The organism is Parapedobacter tibetensis (genome assembly GCF_024704835.1).
Taxonomy (GTDB): domain Bacteria; phylum Bacteroidota; class Bacteroidia; order Sphingobacteriales; family Sphingobacteriaceae; genus Parapedobacter; species Parapedobacter tibetensis.
The window spans coordinates 15,318-35,386 of record NZ_JAMXBE010000015.1 but is presented as its reverse complement, the minus strand read 5'-3'; the positions used below and the strand labels follow the sequence as shown (position 1 = coordinate 35,386).

The 20,069-nt window shown below is 48.4% G+C and carries 11 protein-coding genes; 6 read left to right on the top strand and 5 right to left on the bottom strand.

The genetic code is table 11. The annotated features are described in order from the left end of the window. Positions 1–49 precede the first annotated feature (49 nt). From NF543_RS20060 to NF543_RS20035, 6 genes are all read left to right on the top strand, one after another. Entirely contained in the window at positions 50–1,207 is a 1,158-nt protein-coding gene (locus NF543_RS20060) for an HlyD family secretion protein (protein WP_257669980.1), read from the top strand. A 13-nt stretch (positions 1,208–1,220) separates the two neighbouring features. Next, positions 1,221–3,392, top strand: coding sequence for a peptidase domain-containing ABC transporter (locus NF543_RS20055; protein WP_257669979.1), 2,172 nt, complete (start codon positions 1,221–1,223; stop codon positions 3,390–3,392). Positions 3,393–3,818: 426 nt separating this feature from the next. After that, positions 3,819–6,986 carry a SusC/RagA family TonB-linked outer membrane protein gene (locus NF543_RS20050; RefSeq protein WP_257669978.1) on the top strand — a complete coding sequence of 1,056 codons (3,168 nt, stop codon included), beginning with the start codon at positions 3,819–3,821 and terminating at the stop codon, positions 6,984–6,986. Between the two features lie 60 nt (positions 6,987–7,046). Continuing rightward, on the top strand, positions 7,047–8,672 hold the full coding sequence (locus NF543_RS20045) for a RagB/SusD family nutrient uptake outer membrane protein (RefSeq protein ID WP_257669977.1): 1,626 nt from the start codon (positions 7,047–7,049) through the stop codon (positions 8,670–8,672). Between the two features lie 22 nt (positions 8,673–8,694). Further along, complete coding sequence (locus NF543_RS20040) at positions 8,695–9,870, top strand: glycan-binding surface protein (protein WP_257669976.1); 1,176 nt, start codon at positions 8,695–8,697, stop codon at positions 9,868–9,870. A 159-nt stretch (positions 9,871–10,029) separates the two neighbouring features. Further along, a complete protein-coding gene (locus NF543_RS20035) occupies positions 10,030–14,100 on the top strand; it encodes a hybrid sensor histidine kinase/response regulator transcription factor (RefSeq protein WP_257669975.1) in 4,071 nt (1,356 codons plus the stop codon). A gap of 53 nt (positions 14,101–14,153) precedes the next feature. Here NF543_RS20035 and NF543_RS20030 read toward each other — a convergent pair whose 3' ends face one another. From NF543_RS20030 to NF543_RS20010, 5 genes are all read right to left on the bottom strand, one after another. Beyond that, the gene (locus tag NF543_RS20030) at positions 14,154–15,266 is read right to left on the bottom strand and encodes an epoxide hydrolase family protein (protein ID WP_257669974.1); all 1,113 of its coding nucleotides are present in this window, start codon (positions 15,264–15,266) and stop codon (positions 14,154–14,156) included. Positions 15,267–15,328: 62 nt separating this feature from the next. Beyond that, positions 15,329–16,372 (bottom strand): helix-turn-helix domain-containing protein, encoded by a 1,044-nt coding sequence (locus tag NF543_RS20025; RefSeq protein WP_257669973.1) that lies wholly within the window; start codon positions 16,370–16,372, stop codon positions 15,329–15,331. An 86-nt stretch (positions 16,373–16,458) separates the two neighbouring features. Further along, positions 16,459–17,298, bottom strand: coding sequence for a hypothetical protein (locus NF543_RS20020; RefSeq protein WP_257669972.1), 840 nt, complete (start codon positions 17,296–17,298; stop codon positions 16,459–16,461). A 141-nt stretch (positions 17,299–17,439) separates the two neighbouring features. Continuing rightward, a complete protein-coding gene (locus tag NF543_RS20015; RefSeq protein WP_257669971.1) occupies positions 17,440–18,225 on the bottom strand; it encodes a LytR/AlgR family response regulator transcription factor in 786 nt (261 codons plus the stop codon). After that, positions 18,222–20,003 (bottom strand): tetratricopeptide repeat-containing sensor histidine kinase, encoded by a 1,782-nt coding sequence (locus tag NF543_RS20010; protein WP_257669970.1) that lies wholly within the window; start codon positions 20,001–20,003, stop codon positions 18,222–18,224. The genes NF543_RS20015 and NF543_RS20010 overlap by 4 nt, the downstream gene beginning before the upstream one ends. Positions 20,004–20,069 lie beyond the last annotated feature (66 nt).

Here is a 20,069-nt window from a genome sequence, read left to right as displayed (position 1 = left end):
GATGAAAATGCAGGTTCCATGAGGCAACTGAGGATTAAATTATTTGCGAATGAACCGAATTTTCCCGACCGAAATCATGGAGTTCACGGTCGAAAACCATTTCCAGCAGCACCATACACGGACAAAGGTGGTCTACCAGGCGGTATTGCTGTTCCTGATCCTGGGCTTCGTTTCCTTGTTTTTTATCCGGGTGGCGGTGAGTGTGGGCGGCGAAGGCATCGTAAGGCCCATCCACGAGCGCAACATGGTGAAGTCGCCCGTCAGCGGGAGGCTTGAAAACGTATTAGTGACCGAAAACCAACATGTCAAGGCCGGGACGCTGCTGTTTACGCTCGAAGCGGATATCTTGGAAAATCAGGGAGGGTATGCCAGCGACCGGCAACGCGAGCTCAGGCAGCGGCTGGGTGATTTGCAGCAGCTGGTCGCCGTTCCCATGGCCGAGGAGCCTCCGCCGGTGTCGCTGGCCACCCCGCTTTACGAGCAACAATACCACCTGTTCAAGCAGCAGCTGGCCGAAGCGCAGCTGGAACTAGCGCAGGTACAAACGCGCCACGACCGCCAGAAAAGCATGTATGATAAAAAGATGATATCCAATGCCGAGTTTGACCGGGAGGTGTATGAGCTGGAAAAGACCAGGAAGCAACGGCACCTGTTGTACGATAAGCAGATGAGCCAATGGCAAACCGAGCTGAACCGGCTGCAGCTGGAACTCCGGGAGTCTGTTGCCCAAAAACAGCAGCTCGACAAGGAGAAGGAACTTTATTCGGTACGGGCGCCGGTGGACGGAACGATACAAAACTTCAATGGTGTGCTGCCGGGCAGTTTCGCGGCCATAGGGGAAACCCTTGCGGAAATTTCACCCGACTCGGGTTTGGTGGCCGAAGTGAGGGTGTCGCCCAAGGATATCGGCTTGCTGGCCAAGGGCATGCCGGTGCGGTTCCAGATCGATGCCTTCAACTACAACCAATGGGGAATGGTAGATGGACATATCATCGATATCTCGGACGATGTCGCGGTAAGCCAGCATCAAGCACCTGCCTTTCTGGTGCGGTGCCAACTGGATAAGCATGTGCTGTATTTACCCAACGGATACGCCGGTAAGCTCAAGAAGGGGATGAGTTTCCGGGCGCGTTTCGAAGTGGCCGAGCGTACGCTTTTCCAACTCTTATATGACAAGGCGGATGACTGGCTCAACCCTAACCTGTAAATGATTTGTGTTTATGGCAAAGATTAACGTTAAGCAACACGATATGACCGATTGCGGGGCAGCCTGTCTGGCGTCAGTGGCCGGCCATTACCGGCTAAAGCTGCCCATCGCCCGTATCCGCCAGTATGCATCGACCGACAAAAAGGGAACGAACGTACTGGGACTGATCGAGGCGGCCGAGCAGTTGGGCTTCGCTGCCAAAGGGGTGAAATGCCCGTGGGAAAGCCTGTCCCAAGTGCCACTACCGGCCATCGCCCATGTGGTGGTGGGAGAAGGGTTGCATCATTTCGTGGTGGTTTACCGGGTGACGAAAACTGCCATCGAGGTGATGGATCCGGCAGATGGACGCATGCATCAACTCAGGCATGCGGATTTCAAGGAACGGTGGACCGGCGTACTGCTCTTGTTGGCGCCAAATGAGCAATTCAAGGCGGGGAACGAAAAAATACCCATTGCGAGCAGGCTTTGGTTTTTGCTGCGTCCCCACCGCAGTGTGTTGGTGCAGGTGCTGGTGGGGGCGGTATGCTATACGGTGCTGGGGTTGGCCACGTCGATATTCCTGCAGAAAATTGTGGACCAGGTTATCCCGGGCGCCAACCGCAATTTGTTGAACCTGATGGGGGTAGTGATGATAGCCCTGTTGTTTCTGCAGACCTTTATCAATCATGCAAAGACGCTCCTTACCATCAAGACCGGCCAGCAGATAGATGCACGGCTCATTCTCGGCTATTACAAACACCTGCTCAGGCTGCCCCAGCGCTTTTTTGATACGATGCGTACAGGCGAGATCATTTCCCGGATCAATGACGCGATGAAGATCAGGCTCTTCATCAATGATGTGCTGATTACGTTCGCTGTGAATATCTTCATCATCGTCTTTTCATTCGCATTGATGTTCAGCTATTACTGGAAGCTGGCGCTGGTGATGCTCCTGGTGGTACCGTTGTATGCGCTGATTTACTTCTTTTCCAATAAGGTGAACAGGAAGACCCAGCGCAAGGTCATGGAACACTCGGCTGCATTGGAGTCGCAACTGGTGGAGTCGGTGAATGCCGTGGGGACGGTGAAGCGTTTCGGACTGGAAGACTATGCCAACATGAAGACGGAAAACCGCTTCATACGCTTTCTGGGTACGGTGTACCGTTCGTCGGTGAATGCCCTTTGGATCGGCAATTCGGGTAGCTTCGCCACCGGTTTGTTCACCATCATCCTGCTGTGGGTGGGCGCGGGATTTGTGCTGGATACCCGCATTACCCCGGGCGAGCTGTTATCCTTTTACGCCATCATCGGCTATTTTACCACCCCGGTCAGTAGCTTGATCGGTATGAACCGGACGATACAGGATGCATTGATCGCCGCCGACCGTTTGTTCGAGATCATGGACCTGGAGCGGGAGGAGACGGGGAAAAAGGCCGAACTGAGCCGGGAACTGGTGGGCGATATCCGTTTTAAAGAGGTGAGCTTCCGCTACGGTTCGCAGGTGAGCGTTTTCGAGCAGCTCAACCTGCTGATCCCCCAGGGCAAGATCACCGCCGTGGTAGGCGAAAGCGGATCGGGGAAGACCACACTCCTGTCGATCTTGCAGGGGATTTACCCCATAAAAGCGGGAAGTATCACCATCGGGAATTTGGATATCCGCTACCTCAGCCACGAGAGCTTGCGCCGTGTGGTGAGCGTGGTGCCGCAGCAAATCGACCTTTTCGCAGGTAATGTTGTCGAAAATATCGCCGTGGGTGATTTCGAACCCGATATGAACCGCGTGATGTCAGTGTGTGCCGCGCTGGGCATGATGGATTTCATCGAAAAGTTGCCGGCCGGTTTCCATACCTACATCGGGGAGAACGGCGCAACCTTATCGGGCGGGCAGCGACAGCGCCTGGCTATTGCACGGGCTATGTACCGCAACCCTGAGATACTGATCTTGGATGAGGCAACCTCAGCGCTCGACCCGGCTGCCGAGCAATACATCCAACAGGCCATAGCCACCATGCGCAACGGGGGGAAAACCATCGTCCTCATTGCCCATCGACTGAGCACAGTGGCATTAGCCGACAACATCGTGGTCATGCAGGCCGGAGCGGTAATCGAAGAGGGGACGCATGCGGACTTGCTGAAAGCGAAAGGGGCATATTACGAACTTTGCCGCCAGCAAACACTGAATCTGGGGGAAGAGGTACCGGCCTAGGCACGTGCATCACGGACGGACGCTAACAAAAAATCCCGGTGTGGCCATGGCCACACCGGGATCAATCGCATGTGCGCGATTACCGAACCCCTTGGGGTTAATGACCTGAAGGCGCTTCGGGGATGCTGGCGATAAAGGCCTCCACGCATGCATTAAATACAGCCCGGTATTCCTTTATCTGATTGCTCAATCCTGCCAGTTTTATGCAGGTACCATACGAGTTTTTCTTTGGTGCCTAATATGATAAGCTTTTGCGGAAAAATGATAAGTCGTTTTTCTTGTTTTAGCTTAATATTGCCCTGAATAACCAATTATAGCTTTTTTCAATTCCGCACATAACATCATGGAATCTAATAAAGCTAACATTAAATAATGGACCAATGGTAATACAGACCTTTATTAACAACTATTTAATGAACTTATTTTATGACGAAAATTTGTACAAATTTGTTTTTCGCGGGAAGAACTCGGGTTTATTTTCCCCTCGATGCTAGGCTGTTTTTTTGGGTGCTGATGATGGTGCTGCCTTTCAGCAATCTTCATGCGCAAGATATGCGTGAGGTGCGGGGGAAGGTTGTCAATAGCGTGGGGCGCGAACCCATGCCGGACGTGACGGTAGTGGTCGTAGGGACGAACCGCTCGACGCATACCAGTGGCGACGGTTTGTTTTCCATCATGGCCAGACAGGGCAACCAGTTGCAGTTTCGGCGCCTTGGCTTCGCAACACAAGAAGTAAGTATTGGGGCGGAAGGGTACGTCGAAGTTGAACTGACGGAAGACCTCCGCGCATTGGACGAAGTCACCATTGTAGGGTACGGACGGATGAAGAAGACCGACTTGTCCAGTTCGCAGGTATCCATCAGTGCGGAGCAAATTCAGCGGACGGTAAACACCACGCTTGAACAGGCTCTGCAGGGCCGCGCCGCTAATGTCTTGGTCACATCAAGCGGTCAACCCGGAGCCGCACCATCGGTCATTATCAGAGGGCTCAATTCAGTGACGGGGAATAACCAGCCCTTATATGTCATCGATGGTGTGCAGATCAAGCCTAGCAACCCTGGCGAAACATCGGGGTTTAATTCGCTGGCCGGGATAAATCCCGATGATATCGAGTCGATCAACGTATTACAGGGGCCTTCAGCCACATCGATTTTTGGGTCTGCCGGCGCAAGTGGCGTTGTCATGATTACCACGAAGCGCGGGAAATCGGGTGAGACCAAGATTAACGCTTCAACGCTGATGACCATGCAGGACGTGCCGGCATATATGCCAGTGATGAACCTTCGCGAATGGGCCGAGTTTAGAAATGCTTATGCCGCTGCCGGTGCTGCTGCTGCCGATGTGGAGTTATCTGATCCGTCGGTCTTGGGCGAAGGCACCAATTGGCAGCGTGAATTATTCCGTAAAACACTGCTGCAAAAGCATTCGCTTAACCTGAGCGGAGGGAACGATAAGACTACCTTCTATTTCTCAACGGAGTATTTCAAACAGGAAGGTGTTGTGCTTGGATCCGGATTTGATCGTGCTTCCGTTCGCTTGAACCTGGATAACCAAACCCGGCAATGGTTGAAAATCGGAACCAACATGAATGTAAACCAGGCTAAGGAGGTGATCAATGTGTCAAGCGGACGCCTGTTGCATACGGCGATTTCACAGAATCCTTCCATCCCGGTCAGAAATCCCGATGGCTCTTGGGGCGGGCCCATCAGTACGCAGTTCCAATCGAGCAACCCCATCGCATTGGCCAGTATCAATGACAACAGAAATCGGTCAAGGGCTTTTTGGGGAGGGGCATATGCCGATGTCAATATCATCAGCGGACTCGTATGGCACAGTGAAGTGAATGGTCGGATTGAGTATACGAACAGCTATTCCTTTAATCCCTCTTACCAGTTTGGGGGCTATGTAAATGATGTTACGAAAGCGTCCAGAGATAGCGGGAACTCGTATTGGTACAACGTGCACAACCGTGTGCAATACGATAAACAGTTTGGGCAGCACAGTTTAAATGCGATGGTAGCCCACGAGGCGCAGGAATGGGGTAGCGAAGGACTTTCCGCTGCGCGGGAACAATTTGTGAGTAACCTGATTCCTGAACTCGGGTATGGCGACGCCAGTACTGCAACCAATGGAAGTAGTCGGAGTGATGGTGCAAGGGAATCGTTTTTCGGACGGTTGAACTATGTGTTTAATGACAGGTACATCGCTCAGCTTACCTACCGGGCCGACGGGTCGTCTGATTTCGGTCCGGATAATCGCTGGGGATATTTCCCTTCCGGTTCGGTGGCCTGGCGGGTCTCCAATGAAAACTTCATGAGCGAAGTGAAGCGCATTGATGAACTGAAACTTCGTGTCGAATACGGGCTCTCCGGCAATTCACAGGGTAGTGGGTATTTTGCACGCTTGCAGACCGTGCCTACCCCTTGGGGAACAGGCTTGCTCGCGCAGAATTTTGCCAATCCGACGCTCGGTTGGGAAACGGCGAAAACCTTCAACGTCGGTTTTGACTTGCATATGTTCAATAACCGGCTCGAAGTGATTGCAGATGCCTACGTTAAAAATATAAGCGATTTGCTGACAACCAATCAATATCCTTATTATTCTGGTGGAGATATCGCCTACTCGCCGGGATATATCCAGTTCCCAACAACGAATGTTGGATCCATGCGGAATAGAGGCTTCGGCGTTACATTAAATTCAGTGAATATCCGGAAAAACAATTTCGAATGGCGTACCAGTGCCAATATTTCGGTTGACAGGAACAAAATAACCATGTTGCGTGACGAAAATGGCATGCTAATCAATTATGAGGGCGTGATTACGCAAACTCGGGTTGGACATACCGCGGCACTGATTACCGGTTATATTCATGACGGATTATTCGGAAGTATTGAGGAGATACAAAACCACGCTGCGCAAACGACGAACCCGGTAAAAGCACATCCTGAACAGGCTAGTTGGATAGGGGATATCAAATTCAGGGATGTCAATAACGACGGTGTAGTGGATGAATTAGATCGGGTAGTTATTGGAAATCCATGGCCGAAGTTTACCTTCGGGTTTAACAATGCATTGGCCTATAAAGGGTTTGAGTTGAACATTTTCTTTACAGGGGCATATGGCAATGATGTCTATAACTTTACACGCGCCACGTATGGACGCCCGGGCTCCGGCGGCGTATTTAACAATTACTTCAAGGAAGTAGCCAATTTTGCGCGTCCGAGCACGCTCGACGCGGGTTCCACCGATGGTTATCTGACCAATCCGGGACATAACATCACGCGTATTGTCGTCGGCGACCCCAACGGCAATGGGCGGATTAACGATGCCCACATAGAAGACGGTTCCTATATACGCCTGAAAAATGCCGCACTAAGCTATGTGTTTCCCAAAAGCTTTTACCGCAATATCGCTTTCATTGGCAATATCAAGGCGGGAATCAATGTACAGAACGTCTTTACGATTACAAAATACAAAGGATACGATCCGGAAGTGGGAATGTTTTCCTATGGAGGGTCTTTGGTGGCCGGTATTGATAATGGTAGGTATCCGCCCACCCGGATGTATTCATTCAACCTGAGCGTCGACTTCTAGTCGGCCAATAACTAAGGATAATTGTTCATAAGCATTTTCAGATAAAAAATAGCTAACACGATGATACGAATAAAAAATACAGGTGCCTTCCTTATCTCATTTCTGCTATTGCAATCCTGCGGAAAGGGTTTTTTGGACCGGCCGCCGCTAGACCAAATTACGGAAGCGAACTTTTACAATACGGCCGAAGAGCTAAGAGCCGCCACAGGTCCGTTATACAACATTGTTTGGTTTGACTATAACGATAAAGCGGCATTGGCCATTGGTGATGCCCGGGCGGGAAATATGATTTCCAACGACCGCGAAATGTTTTATCGATTTGCCGTACCTGCAACGGACCAAAATACGTTGCTTCCTGCTTATAAATCCTTTTATAAGATTGTGGCCCAAAGCAATATTGTTATGCACAATATTAGGACCCGTGCGGTCAGCGTGTCAGAAGCGGAGCGGAACGAGGGCATCGGTGAGGCGAGGTTTATGCGCGGACTGGCATACTACTACTTGGTTATGAACTGGGGAGAGATACCCATTATCTATGACAGTGAGAAACAAATGGCTGATTCGGAAATCAGGAGAAATACAAAGGAAAGTATATGGGAGTTCATCATCAGGGATTTTCGGTTTGCAGAAGAACATCTCCCGCCAATACCCCGTGAACAAGGTCGGCTAACCAAGTATTCAGCAGCGGGAATGCTGGCCAGGATGTATCTGACCCGATCAGGACTGGGCAAGGCAACCGGCAACAGAACGCAGGATGATCTGGATAGCGCTGCATATTATGCACGTACGGTCATCCATCAAAGTAACTATGCCATGCAGAGTAATTACGCCGATCTTTTCCTATCCAAAAACAATAATAGCTCGAACAACAACCAAGAAGGTCTGTTTGCCATTCAATGGATGGCCGTTTCTACCCCTTGGGGTGTCAATAACTCCTATCAAGCCTATATGGCGTTCGATCCACAAGTAACCGGAACGGGCGATGGATGGGGAGCGGCCCATGGCGCATCGGCAAACCTAATCCGTTACTACATGGACAATCCACAGGATTCGATACGGCGGAAAGCCACGTTTATGTTCAACCAGGATCATTACCCGGAAATCAACCAGCAATCAGGAGGATTGACCTATGAGTCTACTTCCATTGCCAATGTCAAAAAGTACATCATCGGCACACCGGAGGATAATGGGGGTAAAGGAGCATTTATGACGGCCTATGTCAACACCTATATGATGCGATTGCCGGAGGTATTTCTGATTGCCGCCGACGCCATATTGGGAAATGCATCATCCACGTCAGACGCCGAAGCGCTGACATACTTTAATGTCGTCCGCGAACGCGCTAAAATGCTGCCAAAATCATCGATTGATTTTATGGATATCCTCCAGGAAAAACGCGTCGAAACGGTGATGGAAGGCATCCACTGGTATGACGTGATGCGGTGGTATTATTTTGATAAGGCCGGCGCATTGGATTACATTGCCAAACAGGATAAAGGGTCGTATACGATTTCATACGTGTCGGGTTCGAAAAACCCACGGTTGTATGATGTGACCTATGAGCCCGCCTATTATGCTGCTTCGGAACAGAGCATTTATCTGCCCATTCCGGAAGCTGAAAAGCTGGCGGCGCCTAACCTGTCTTTAGACCCGGAGCCTTTTGATTTTAGCAAACTAAACGATTAATTTTTAAACCATATCGACTGCTATGTTACGCGATAGAATGATTTTTAGCACCGTTGTTATCGGTGTCGTTTTTGGCCTTTTTCTGATGATGGCCTGCGAAAAGCAAGACCAATCCATAAGGCCTACTATTACCGGCCTCCGGGCCATTAGCCCGGCCCCTAACGACAGCTTGCTTACCCGGGCATTGCCCGGTGAAACGGTGGTAATTATGGGGACTGGTTTCAGCCATGCAACCGGCGTGTTTTTTAACGGATATGAGACGGTGTTTAATCCAGCACTCGCTACCGACCGAACCTTGGTGGTGACGATTCCGGGAAACATGCCGTTTGGTATATTGAATCCAGAAGATCTCAACACGGTTCGAGTGGTTACTAAAAATGGTTTGGCTGAGGTAAATTTCCCCGTTGTGCCACCTGAACCGATTGTTTCTGCCATCAGCAACGAGTTTGGAATGCCCGGAGAAACCATCCTCCTGCAAGGGCAATACCTTTACCTGCTTCGTTCAATTACCTTTCCCGGGGGTATTGAAGCCACGGAATTTGCAGGATCGGATGACGGGCTATTGGCGACAGTGAAGGTTCCACCGGGGGCTACGCAAGCTGGTGCGCTTACGTTGGTCAACGAAGGGGGATCCAGCAGCAGCGCGCCCATGGCGACTTGGCATGACGACTCACAGGTATTCTTGAATTTCGACGATAAGAACGGGTTCGCACCTTGGGGACCGAAGCCAATCATTACCGATTCATACGCGGCGATACCTCCATATGCAGACAAATACCTATACTGGAATATGCCCAACGTCACACCGGGTACATGGTGGTGCCAAGATTTAGCTACGCCGACGGATGGGGCTAAACTGCAATATCCGGATGATATTGCGGACGGTGAACCGATTACAAACCTGGCGCTGAAATTTGAAATAAATGTGCCAGGGGAAGGCTTAAAGGATGGTAACGTGGAGTTTAATTTCAACTGGCAGTTTGCCATGTTTTGGGAGCCAGCCGAAAATGAAACCTTGCAAACGAACGGGTGGAAAACGGTAGCGATATCACTGTCTAAATTGAACAATAACCCTGGCACTTACCAAAGCATCAAAGGCTTGGGGTTCAATATTTTTTATGACAATGGGGAAGGAACACAAACCGCTGACGTCGATTTGGCTTGGGACAACTTCAGGATTGTGAAGATACGGGAATGACAATTGTGCGATATGTGAAGGCATATTATCTATATTTCCTCTATAAAAGTTGTCTTTCAATGGCAGAGGAGAGACCGATAAATCCACTTTTATATGCAACGCGATTAAATTGCATATAAAAGCGGATTTATCTAAGTTTGTCATTAACGTGGGAGGCGTATGAAGCGTATTTGGACATTTCTGATATCGGTATTTAGCGTTATAGGTTTGGCGTTCAGCCAAGCTGGGCTCCCCATCCACTTCCAGCATATCGGTACGAAGGATGGGTTGTCGCAAAGTATGGTAGCGTCTATCCTAAAAGACAGGATGGGTTTTATGTGGTTTGCCACGCAGGATGGGCTCAATCGATACGACGGTTACCAATTTAAGGTCTATAAGCACAATCCAGCAGACAGTACATCAATTTCCTACAACCATATTAGTAGCCTGCTCGAAGATCGGTCGGGTACCTTATGGGTCGCAACGCGCGGCGAAGGTATTGCTCGATATAACCGCAAGGATGACTCGTTCGTTACCTACGGAGGCGGAGCCGTCAATACACTGTATGAGGATAGCATGGGCGTCTTGTGGATAGGTACCTTTGCCGGAGTATATGTGCTTGATAGAGAGGAAAATCGGGTGGTTGCTGCCTCCCATAATGATGAACGATTTAAAGAGATAGCGCATCTATCAGTTAGTGCGATATGTGAAGACTCCGAGGGGACGCTTTGGATAGGGACGTCACAAGGAGGGTTCATGTTGAAAAAGGGAGCGGGACAGTTGTCCGCCATTCCATTGACAGCCGCAAACGGAATGCTGGGCGGAGCCGTTGAAGTGACGACATTATTAGAAGACTCCGAAGGAAGCATTTGGGTAGGTACCCGAAATGGACTGTTTATGATGGATAAGGAGGGTATTCCCCGAACGGCGTCGCCCAATCTCCCCGTTTCGCTTGGTAATACAGCCATCCATACGCTATGCCAAAGCGGCAGTGATAGTTTGTGGGTGGGAACGGAGCAAGGCTTAGTGCTGTTGAATCGGCGAAGTGGAAAGTCGACCTTGTTCCAACGAAATGCCAATGACGTCCAGTCGTTGAGCCACAATTCCATCTACTCGTTATATTATGATAGGCAAGGGGTCCTATGGGTAGGCACATTCGCTGGTGGCGTAAACGTCTTTGCCAAGAATCAGTTGTTTTTCCGTAAGTACCAAATCCGCAATCCAGTAGATATCAACACCAATACCAACGTGGTTTCCTCATTTGCTGTGGATAAAGATGAGAAAATCTGGATGGGTTCAGATGGCGGCGGCTTACATTTATGGGACATGGTGTCAAATCGTTATACGCCTTATAATAAGCAATCGGGGGCGGCTTCATTCCCAAGTGACGTCATCCTTTCCCTGTTGATGAGCAGCAGTCAGGAATCGTTATGGGTAGGCACGTACGACGAAGGCCTTGTCCGGTTAAACACCTCCCGGCATACCCTGGATGTTTATCATAAAGAAAACGGCAAACTACGGAACAACGCAGTTTATGCTTTATTGGAAGACAAGAAGGGCAATTTATGGGTCGGCACCAATGGCGGAGGGGTAACTGTACTGGATCCCAATGGTCGTGTGGCCAAGCATTTCGGCTATGGGGTAGATACGCAACGCTTGAACAATGAGACGATCAGGGCATTGATGGAAGATGCAGACGGAAATATCTGGATTGGCACCTACTATGGCGTAAACATTTACCACCCAGATACCGAACGTTTCACGTACCTGAATAAAGGAAATTCAAACCTCGGTTCCAATGTCGTCTATGCTATCCATCAGGACTCAAAGGGGCGTATTTGGGTGGGTACCATGGGTGGAGGGCTCTATCTGTACAATTCGAAACAGCGTAATTTTACGGTTTTCACAGAAACCGACGGCTTAGTAAACAACATTGTGAACCATATCCTGGAGGATCGCAATGGCAATCTATGGGTGAGCACAGTGAGGGGAATAAGTTTCCTCGATGGCAATACCTTGGAAATAAGAAATTACGGCGTTGAAGATGGTCTCCAAGGGAATGAGTTTGTGCAGGGTGCAGGGGTGGTCGGCCCCTTTTGGGACCTTCTGTTTGGTGGAGTGGATGGATTCAATATGTTTGACCCAGATAACATACATGTGCGTAGCAACCCGCCTCCGGTAGTAATCACCGATTTCCGTTTACCCAATAGTGATGTTGGCAATGGGGTGCTGCATAAACGGGTGGGAAATATCAGCGTTGCGCATGAAATAACACTCGACCCCGATCAAACTGTCTTTACCATCGAGTTTGCCGCATTGAGCTATACTTCTGCGCAGCGCAACCAATATGCTTATAAGCTGGAAGGGTTTGATAAGGATTGGATATTCAACGGGAATAGGACGGAAGCAACCTATACCAACCTGGATGCTGGGGAATATATATTCCGGGTTAAGGTGTCGGATAACCGGGAAACTTGGGATGAAGAGGGCGTATCCCTCAAAATTATCATCAAACCACCGATATGGAAATCCGGTTATGCTTATGTTGTTTATGCCATTTTGTTGACCTCCGGATTGTATTTTTTGTTTCGAGAAATACGTATACGCGAACGGCTAAAGGGCGATATTTTTTACCAGAAACTGGCCAGCAAGGAGATTGCGGAGTTAAATGAGCTTAAAATTAACTTTTTCACGAATATATCCCATGAGCTTCGTACACCGCTGTCGCTGATACTGGATCCGTTGAGGCAAATTGTCAGCAACGATCTATCACAAACGCAGGCAAAATCATTAGGGGCATTGGCCTATAGAAATGCAACGCGGTTGCTCAATCTGGTCAACCAATTATTAGACTTTCGCAAGTCGGAAGGTAATTTGAAGGTACATATCAGTTCGTTCAACATTATCGAATTTGTGGGTGAACTTGCGGAACGTTTCCAAAATAGAGTCGACGAACGGAAAATAAGCTTGTCATTCCGGTTTCAGACCAGTTTTCCGGTCGTATTTACCGACTTGGATAAATTGGATAAAATACTCAGTAATCTGCTGTCCAATGCGATAAAATTCACACCCGAGCATGGGGAGATCGTGGTGCTGACGCAGACAGGTAATGACCATCAGCGTGGAGCTTTTTTGAAAATACAGATTGAGGATTCGGGACCTGGGATACCGCGGATGTATAAAGACCGGATTTTCGAAGCTTTTTTTCAGGTCGATAAATTGGGGCAATTTGATATGGATTCGACAGGGATAGGTCTGGCGGTGGTTAAGGAGCTGACGTTATTGCTGAAAGGAGAGGTTTTCGAGGATGGGCGTGAGGGACAAGGCGCCAGGTTCGTTGTCTCCTTACCAGCCAAAGTGGAGATAGAAGCCGATATAGATGATTATCCCGACGATCAAAAACCGGAATTGTCGGCAATGGAGAATAGTGAACCGATTGAGCCTAGTGATTTCGAAGACGGTAGCGCGGATTGCCCTATTCTGCTGCTGGTCGAAGATAACGAAGACCTGCGGGCTTATCTCCGTGAAAATCTGACCGGAAAATATGTTGTGAAAGAGGCGTCCAATGGCCTGGATGGCCTTGAGCAAGCGATGTCCCTTGTGCCCGATCTGATCATCAGTGATATTATGATGGCTAAGATGGATGGTATGGAACTTTGCAGTCGTCTAAAGGCTGACGAGAAAACAAGCCATATACCGGTGATATTGCTGACAGCAAAACAGCGGGATGAACACAAAATTGCAGGATATGGCAGTGGTGCCGATGCCTATATCACCAAACCATTCAACTCGGATGTGCTGGCGGCCCAGGTGAAGAGTCTATTGGCCTCTCGTAAAACACTTCGTGAATGGTATGCGAACGAAGCAAAGGCCTATCACTTTGAAGCCAATTTGTCCAATTTGGCGGTGATGGATCAGGAATTTATGAGGCGTGCCGAAGAGGCCGTATTACATCACCTCTCAGACTCGCGGTTTGATATCGACAGTTTAGCCGAAACGCTCAAGATGAACCGTCGTCAGCTTTCCCGTAAATTAAAGGCAGTAGCTGGTTATACGCCCCAGGAATACGTGATCGGTATTCGCATGCGCCAGGCCGCAACCCTACTGATTGCTGGCGACCTTACGGTGGCTGAGGTTGCTTATAGCGTCGGGTTTACTGAACCGGCAAACTTTACGCGGTCATTTACAAGAGTCTATGGGAAAAGTCCGAAGAAATTTGTGGCGGATACCTTGGCTGTTGGTAGTAAATAGGAAGGGTAGGCGTACCTACCTCTTCCTATTCGTTGGCCCGCTTATGAACATGGCTAGCCAAAATAGTCGGCAAGTTCTTTGGCATATAGCTCTGGCAGCTCCATGGCCGCAAAATGACCGCCTTTGTCCATTTTGTTGAAACTGGTGACGTTGGCCATCCTTTCAGCCCATTCTCTGGGAAACTGCGCTTCTTTGGGAAAAAGTGATATACCCGTAGGCACGGCGACACGTTGGGATGACTGCAAGCCACCCATATAAGCGGCGCGTGCATTTTCGGCATAGGTTCTAATGGACGAGTTGATGGATTGGCTTACCCAATAAATCATGATGTTTGTGATCAATTCATCTTTGGTGAAACAGGTTTCCAGGTCGCCATCATTGTCACTCCAAGCGTAAAATTTCTCGATGATCCAAGAGGCCAAGCCTACCGGGCTATCGTTGAGGGCATAGCCCAATGTTTGTGGCTTGGTGGATTGGATCATGTTGAATCCTCCCTCGGTGAAGAACCAATGCTGGATCTGTTGCCCAAACTCCTGCTCAGCGGGTGTCATCGTGCTCCAGTCTTCACTACCATTGGGATAGCCCACATCGGTTAAATGAATGGCTTCTACAACATCCGGAAACTGAACCGCCAGCGACTTGGTGATCAACGTGCCCATATCACCTCCTGCGGCAAAGTAGGATGAATAGCCTAACGTTTCGGTCATGAGCTTATTAAACAATGCCGCCGTTTTATCACTATCTATAGCCGTTTGCTGGGAGAAGCCAAATCCGGGTATGGAAGGGATCACCAGATCGAAAGCCGGACGCTTGTCTGTACCGTTGGTCAATGTAGGAATGATCTTGAGAAAGCGGTAGAACGAGTCTGGCCACCCGTGGCTCAACATGATCGGGGAAGCATTTTCTGCATTTCCTTTTACATAAATGAAATGAATGGTGATGCCATCGATTTCAGTCTTGTATTGGGGTAGTTCGTTAATTGCTGCTTCGTGGGTTCTCCAATCGTATTCGGTCTGCCAGTGGTTTACCAGTTCCCGTAAATAGTGCGGATTGGTGCCAAAGTTCCACCCGGCGTTTTCCGGTTCATCCGTCCACCTGGATTGTTTCAATCGCATTGATAAATCATCCAATACGTTCTGCGGTACTTCAATTTGAAAGGGTGTCATAGCTGTTATTTTTTGTTTAAGACAAAGGTAGCTGGTACGGGAATCCCACCATTGTAAAAAATTTACCTTTGCTTTGACGCGGTTTCTGTGGGATTCAAGATCATATCCGGGACCAAGCTATTCTCCGCTAACGCCAACTGGGATTGCAAATACTCCATGGGCTTTATGCCAGCGAAATGCGAAAAATCTTTGATGAAGTGGGCCTGGTCGTAATACCCATACCGATGGATGATCGAAAACCAATTGACATGGTGTTTATGGTGCTGGATTTCCTTCACCGCTTGATGGAACCGATGGATCCGCTGCAGGTACTTGGGGGAAAAGCCCGTATGTTTTTTGAGCAAGTGGATAACATGTTTTTGGGAATAGCCGGATTTGTGGATCAACCAGTCGATGGGCTTGTCGATATGCTGGTTGACGAACCGCACGATATCCTGCTCCATGGTTTCTTCAATGGCATATTGTAAAAAATACCGTTCAATAAGCGCAAACTTCCCTGGCACGGTGGCCGTGTTGAGCAGTTGCTGGTATAGGTGTTTAAACGAATTCCCCAAGAGGGTCTCTGCCTCAATACCCACGTGGCCTATTGCCGTAACCGGGATTTTGGTTAGCGAAAAAAAGCCCCCGGCTGTGAAACGGACGCTTATAATGGTGGAATCCGGATTGTTTTTATAGGTGATGGCTTGTTTCTGTATGCCTGAAATCCATGCGTTTTTCATATCGATCTTGATTCCCAGGGTCTTCTCAGGAAAAACGGTATTGACGGTGTTTTCATTCAATTCAATCACCAAGTTTATTCCACTCTCCGGCAGTTCCGTGATGTAGGGGATGGGCAATGCGCCATTTACATAAACAATATGCTGGATGAAACCTGATAAGGGATGTTTGGGGATATGTTGGTATATTTCCATGTTCGGCCATACGAATGTACTACTTTTTCTGAAGTCTTTGTGCTGTGGCCCGTCCACTGGTAGCCCGTAGGTACACATCGGTGTACGATTTGGTGTGATTTTTGTTTCAGGGAATACGGGTTCCGCGCGGCGTATATCGGGACGGAGCCGGCCATCACCTATACCAACGTGATCACCGGTACGGTGATATAGCATATCCGAGCGCTTCTAAAAACCGATAGCTTACGAATATCAATTACCCCTGCTCGAATACCAAACCCGGATATGGGAGGGATCACCAATTATAATGCTGAAATACGCACATTGTCGATATATGTCCGGTCGTATTTACCGTCAGGTTTTGGAGCAGTTATGTAAAAATACTTCGGTGAATCAGCGTACATCATGTCCGTATCAAGGATTTTATATTTGTCGAAATAGACCTTCATCCAGTTGCCATTGGTAATCTGGATTTCAACCCGCATGGTGCGCCTGGCATAATTTTTCATGGGAAAACCAAGGCTCTTTTTATCTCCTGATTCACTACTGAACTTTACAGGATTCCCTGACCACCACCCAAAACCGACCGCAGCAATGGATTGGTTCCACCCATCGCCCGATGTCTGATTGTCTCGTGTTAACCCAAAGGAACCACCATAGATCTTATCCGCGTCTTCGCAACGGGTAATCAAATCGAATTCTACGGTGAAGTTTTCCGGTAGCTCTTCAAGGTTTGCGATTCTGTAGATATTTCCCGATGTAAGCTGAAACCATTGCTCTGCTCCTCCATGCTCAGCGGCCGCTATCGTGCCACTGCCATTGCTTCGCCATTTCCTGGCCATGCTACCCACGGCATCGTTATTGAAATCGTCCTCAAAAATAACTGTAGTGCCCGGTGTAAAGTCATACACCGTGGGAGGGAGTTCCCGCAGCGGATCGTCCGATGCGCCTGAGCCGGGCACGCCGGTATCTTCGCCGAGTATTTTATCCATTGCCTTGTCGGCTTCTTTTTCAAACCTGTCTTCCACCTTTTTCGTGATACTCTTTCCGATTTTTTTCAGTAGCTGTGCTTCGGCGATCGTGAACGTTAATAGGCCTCCAGCTATGCAAACTATTGTAAAAATATGGGATGTTTTCATCATGTTATGTTATTTTTAAAAGATTACTAAGATTATAAAACCGCATAAACCGGCCCATAAAATTACAAAAGCTATTGCTGAACAGCATTGATTATGGCTGTGCTTTTAGGATTTGCCTATACTTGATGAGAATTTGCCGATAGGTTATAAGGTGTTTAGGTAATCCAGTAGCAATGGTCTTTTATTAAGGGAAACCGGTATGGCGATGCCGTTTTCCAAAATCAACATGTTGTTTTTTCGTTGGAAGGTTTTGATATGGCTGAGGTTGACCAAATGCGATTGGTGGACACGCATAAAGCCGCAAGGTGAAAGTTTTTGTTCGTATGATTTCAAGGGCAGGGAAACGGTTATGGTGCGACCGTCAATCAAATGGAACACCGTATAATTATTGTCGGCCACCGCCTGACTGATTTCAGGAATCTTTACCACATGGATATTGTCCACACTTTTGAGTACGATTTTCTTATGTTGTGGGTCTTCTTGTTGCTGGTTGTGGAAAAAAGCATCGAGTTGTTGTCGGTATTGTTCCATGTCCAAGTCAATCAACGCCTTGTCTACGGCTGTTGTCAATTCATGGGGGGTAAACGGTTTCAGTAGGTAATCGAGTGCGCTGATTTTAAACGCCTCTACAGCATAGTTGGCAAAGGCGGTAGTGAAGATGACTTTAAAAGGAATGGGCGCTTCTTGTTGCTCAGTGATATTGGCTAGCAGTTCAAAGGAATCCCCGTCCGGAAGATTGATATCCAATATAAGTAGCCTCGGATCATGAGCGGCATACAATGCTTCGGCTTCTTTAAGGGTTTTGGCTTGATAGCAAGCTAAGCTATGAGCATGGGCTTGTAGAATACCAACCATGTATTCCATGGATTGTGGATCATCCTCTACGAGGAGACAGGATAACGGTTTATCTGGCCTTGGGTTATTCATCATGTATTTTTATAGGTTAGAACCGGTATATCCAGCACCACCTTCGTGCCAGGAAACTCCGGATGCTCCCTAAACGGCGTTATCTGCACGTTTATTTTCCGTTCATTCACCTTGTTGAATTCACGTATTCTTTTATGGATGATCTCCGTCCCCATGGAACGGTGTAGGGCATTGGCCTTTTGTCTTTTTTGCAGCTGTATGCCCTTGCCATTATCGCAGATCGTGATCTTTAATAGGCCTTCCTCTTGTTTAAAATTAACGGATATTTTTCCTTCAGGCACGTCTCGCATCCCATGGATTACCGCATTTTCTACAAAGGGCTGGACTAACATAGCCGGTATATGGAGGCCATCTAGCTCCGCAGGGGGTTCACCAGGTGTAATTTCATACGTAAAGTCATTTTGATGGTTGAGTTGCTGCAGGTGCAAAAAATTGCGGATCATTTCCATTTCTTCTTCCAGGGAAATGGTGTCGTGGTCTGAATGCTCCAGAACAGACCGGATCAACTTGGCAAAGCTGTTCAAGTATTCCATGGAAGTTTCCGGTTTGTTTTTGAAAATGTAGCTTTGTACACTCTGCAGCGCATTGAAAATGAAATGGGGATTGAGCTGGGTAAGGAGAAACCGCTGTTGCATCTTGGATTTTTCCAATGCCTGCCGCGTCTTGTTTTGTTTGAGCCATACATACACCAATACAGCGAACAGCAGGAGCAAAGCCAACGAAATACCAACTAAAACCCGTTGCCGGGCAATCAATTTTCCTTGCAATTTACTTTCAGCTTGTAGATGGTCGATTTCGCCCTGCTTTTGTTTCGATTCGTATTTTTCCGTGAGTTCGGCTACCTGCGCCTGGCGATTCAGTTCTGCGATGGAGTCTTTTACCTGGTCATAGCGATCATAATAGCGCAGTGATTCGCGTAGATTCCCGACTTTTTTAGCAATGCGTTTCAGGTTCTGCAATACCCCCAACAGTTCCGTTCCAGAGGCATCTCCCAGCGCATCGTGGTAGTACTTCATGGCCGTGTCAAGTGCTCCTAGGTTTTCATACGCATACCCGATATTAACACGGGGTGCCACCAAACTGCCCTGTTTAATACTATCCTTGATGTGCAAAGCCCGCTCGCCGGCCGGAATGGCCCGTTTCCACTGGTTTGTTTCCGTGTATAATTTACTTAGGTTGGTGTATAGAGTGGCTTCAATATACGCCTGGTTAAGTGTTTTTGCCGATGTAATCGCTTCAAGGGTTAGGGATTCAGCTTGTTCCAAATCGCCTTGGTCAAGGTATAGTGCAGCAAGGTTGGCCATGATATGGAGCCGCCTGACATTTTCTTCTTTTATCGTAGCCAATGCACGCTCAAGGTACTGCCTTGCATGCTGAAAATCCTTTTGCTGGGCATAGAGCGCGCCGAGGTTTCCATAGGTCTTTCCCACTTCGTCAGGATATTGGTCCTCCTGGATAAACGCTATACTTTTGTGATAATGGAGCAAGGCCTCTTCATAGGCCTGCTGGTGCTGCAGCACGGTGCCTAATCCGTGGTAAAACCGACCGATGTTTAGGGAATCCCCTTGCGTTTTAGCGACCGATAATCCTTCGCTGAACCGCTGATGAGCCGCATCCAGGTCTCCGCTTAACAACAGCTGGCTGCCTTCATGATAAAAGCTGTCAATCGTAGCTGCTTGCTCATTGGATGGTTTGGTAGGGAGCTGGGCTACGGCGATAGGGCAAAAAGCAAGAAGAACGATAGATACAAAGCAATATATAATAACGTAATGGAACGGCATAACAACTGAAAAATAGTGGTGCGAAAGATAGTTGAATTAATTGACATCTCCTGCTTGAACTGGCCG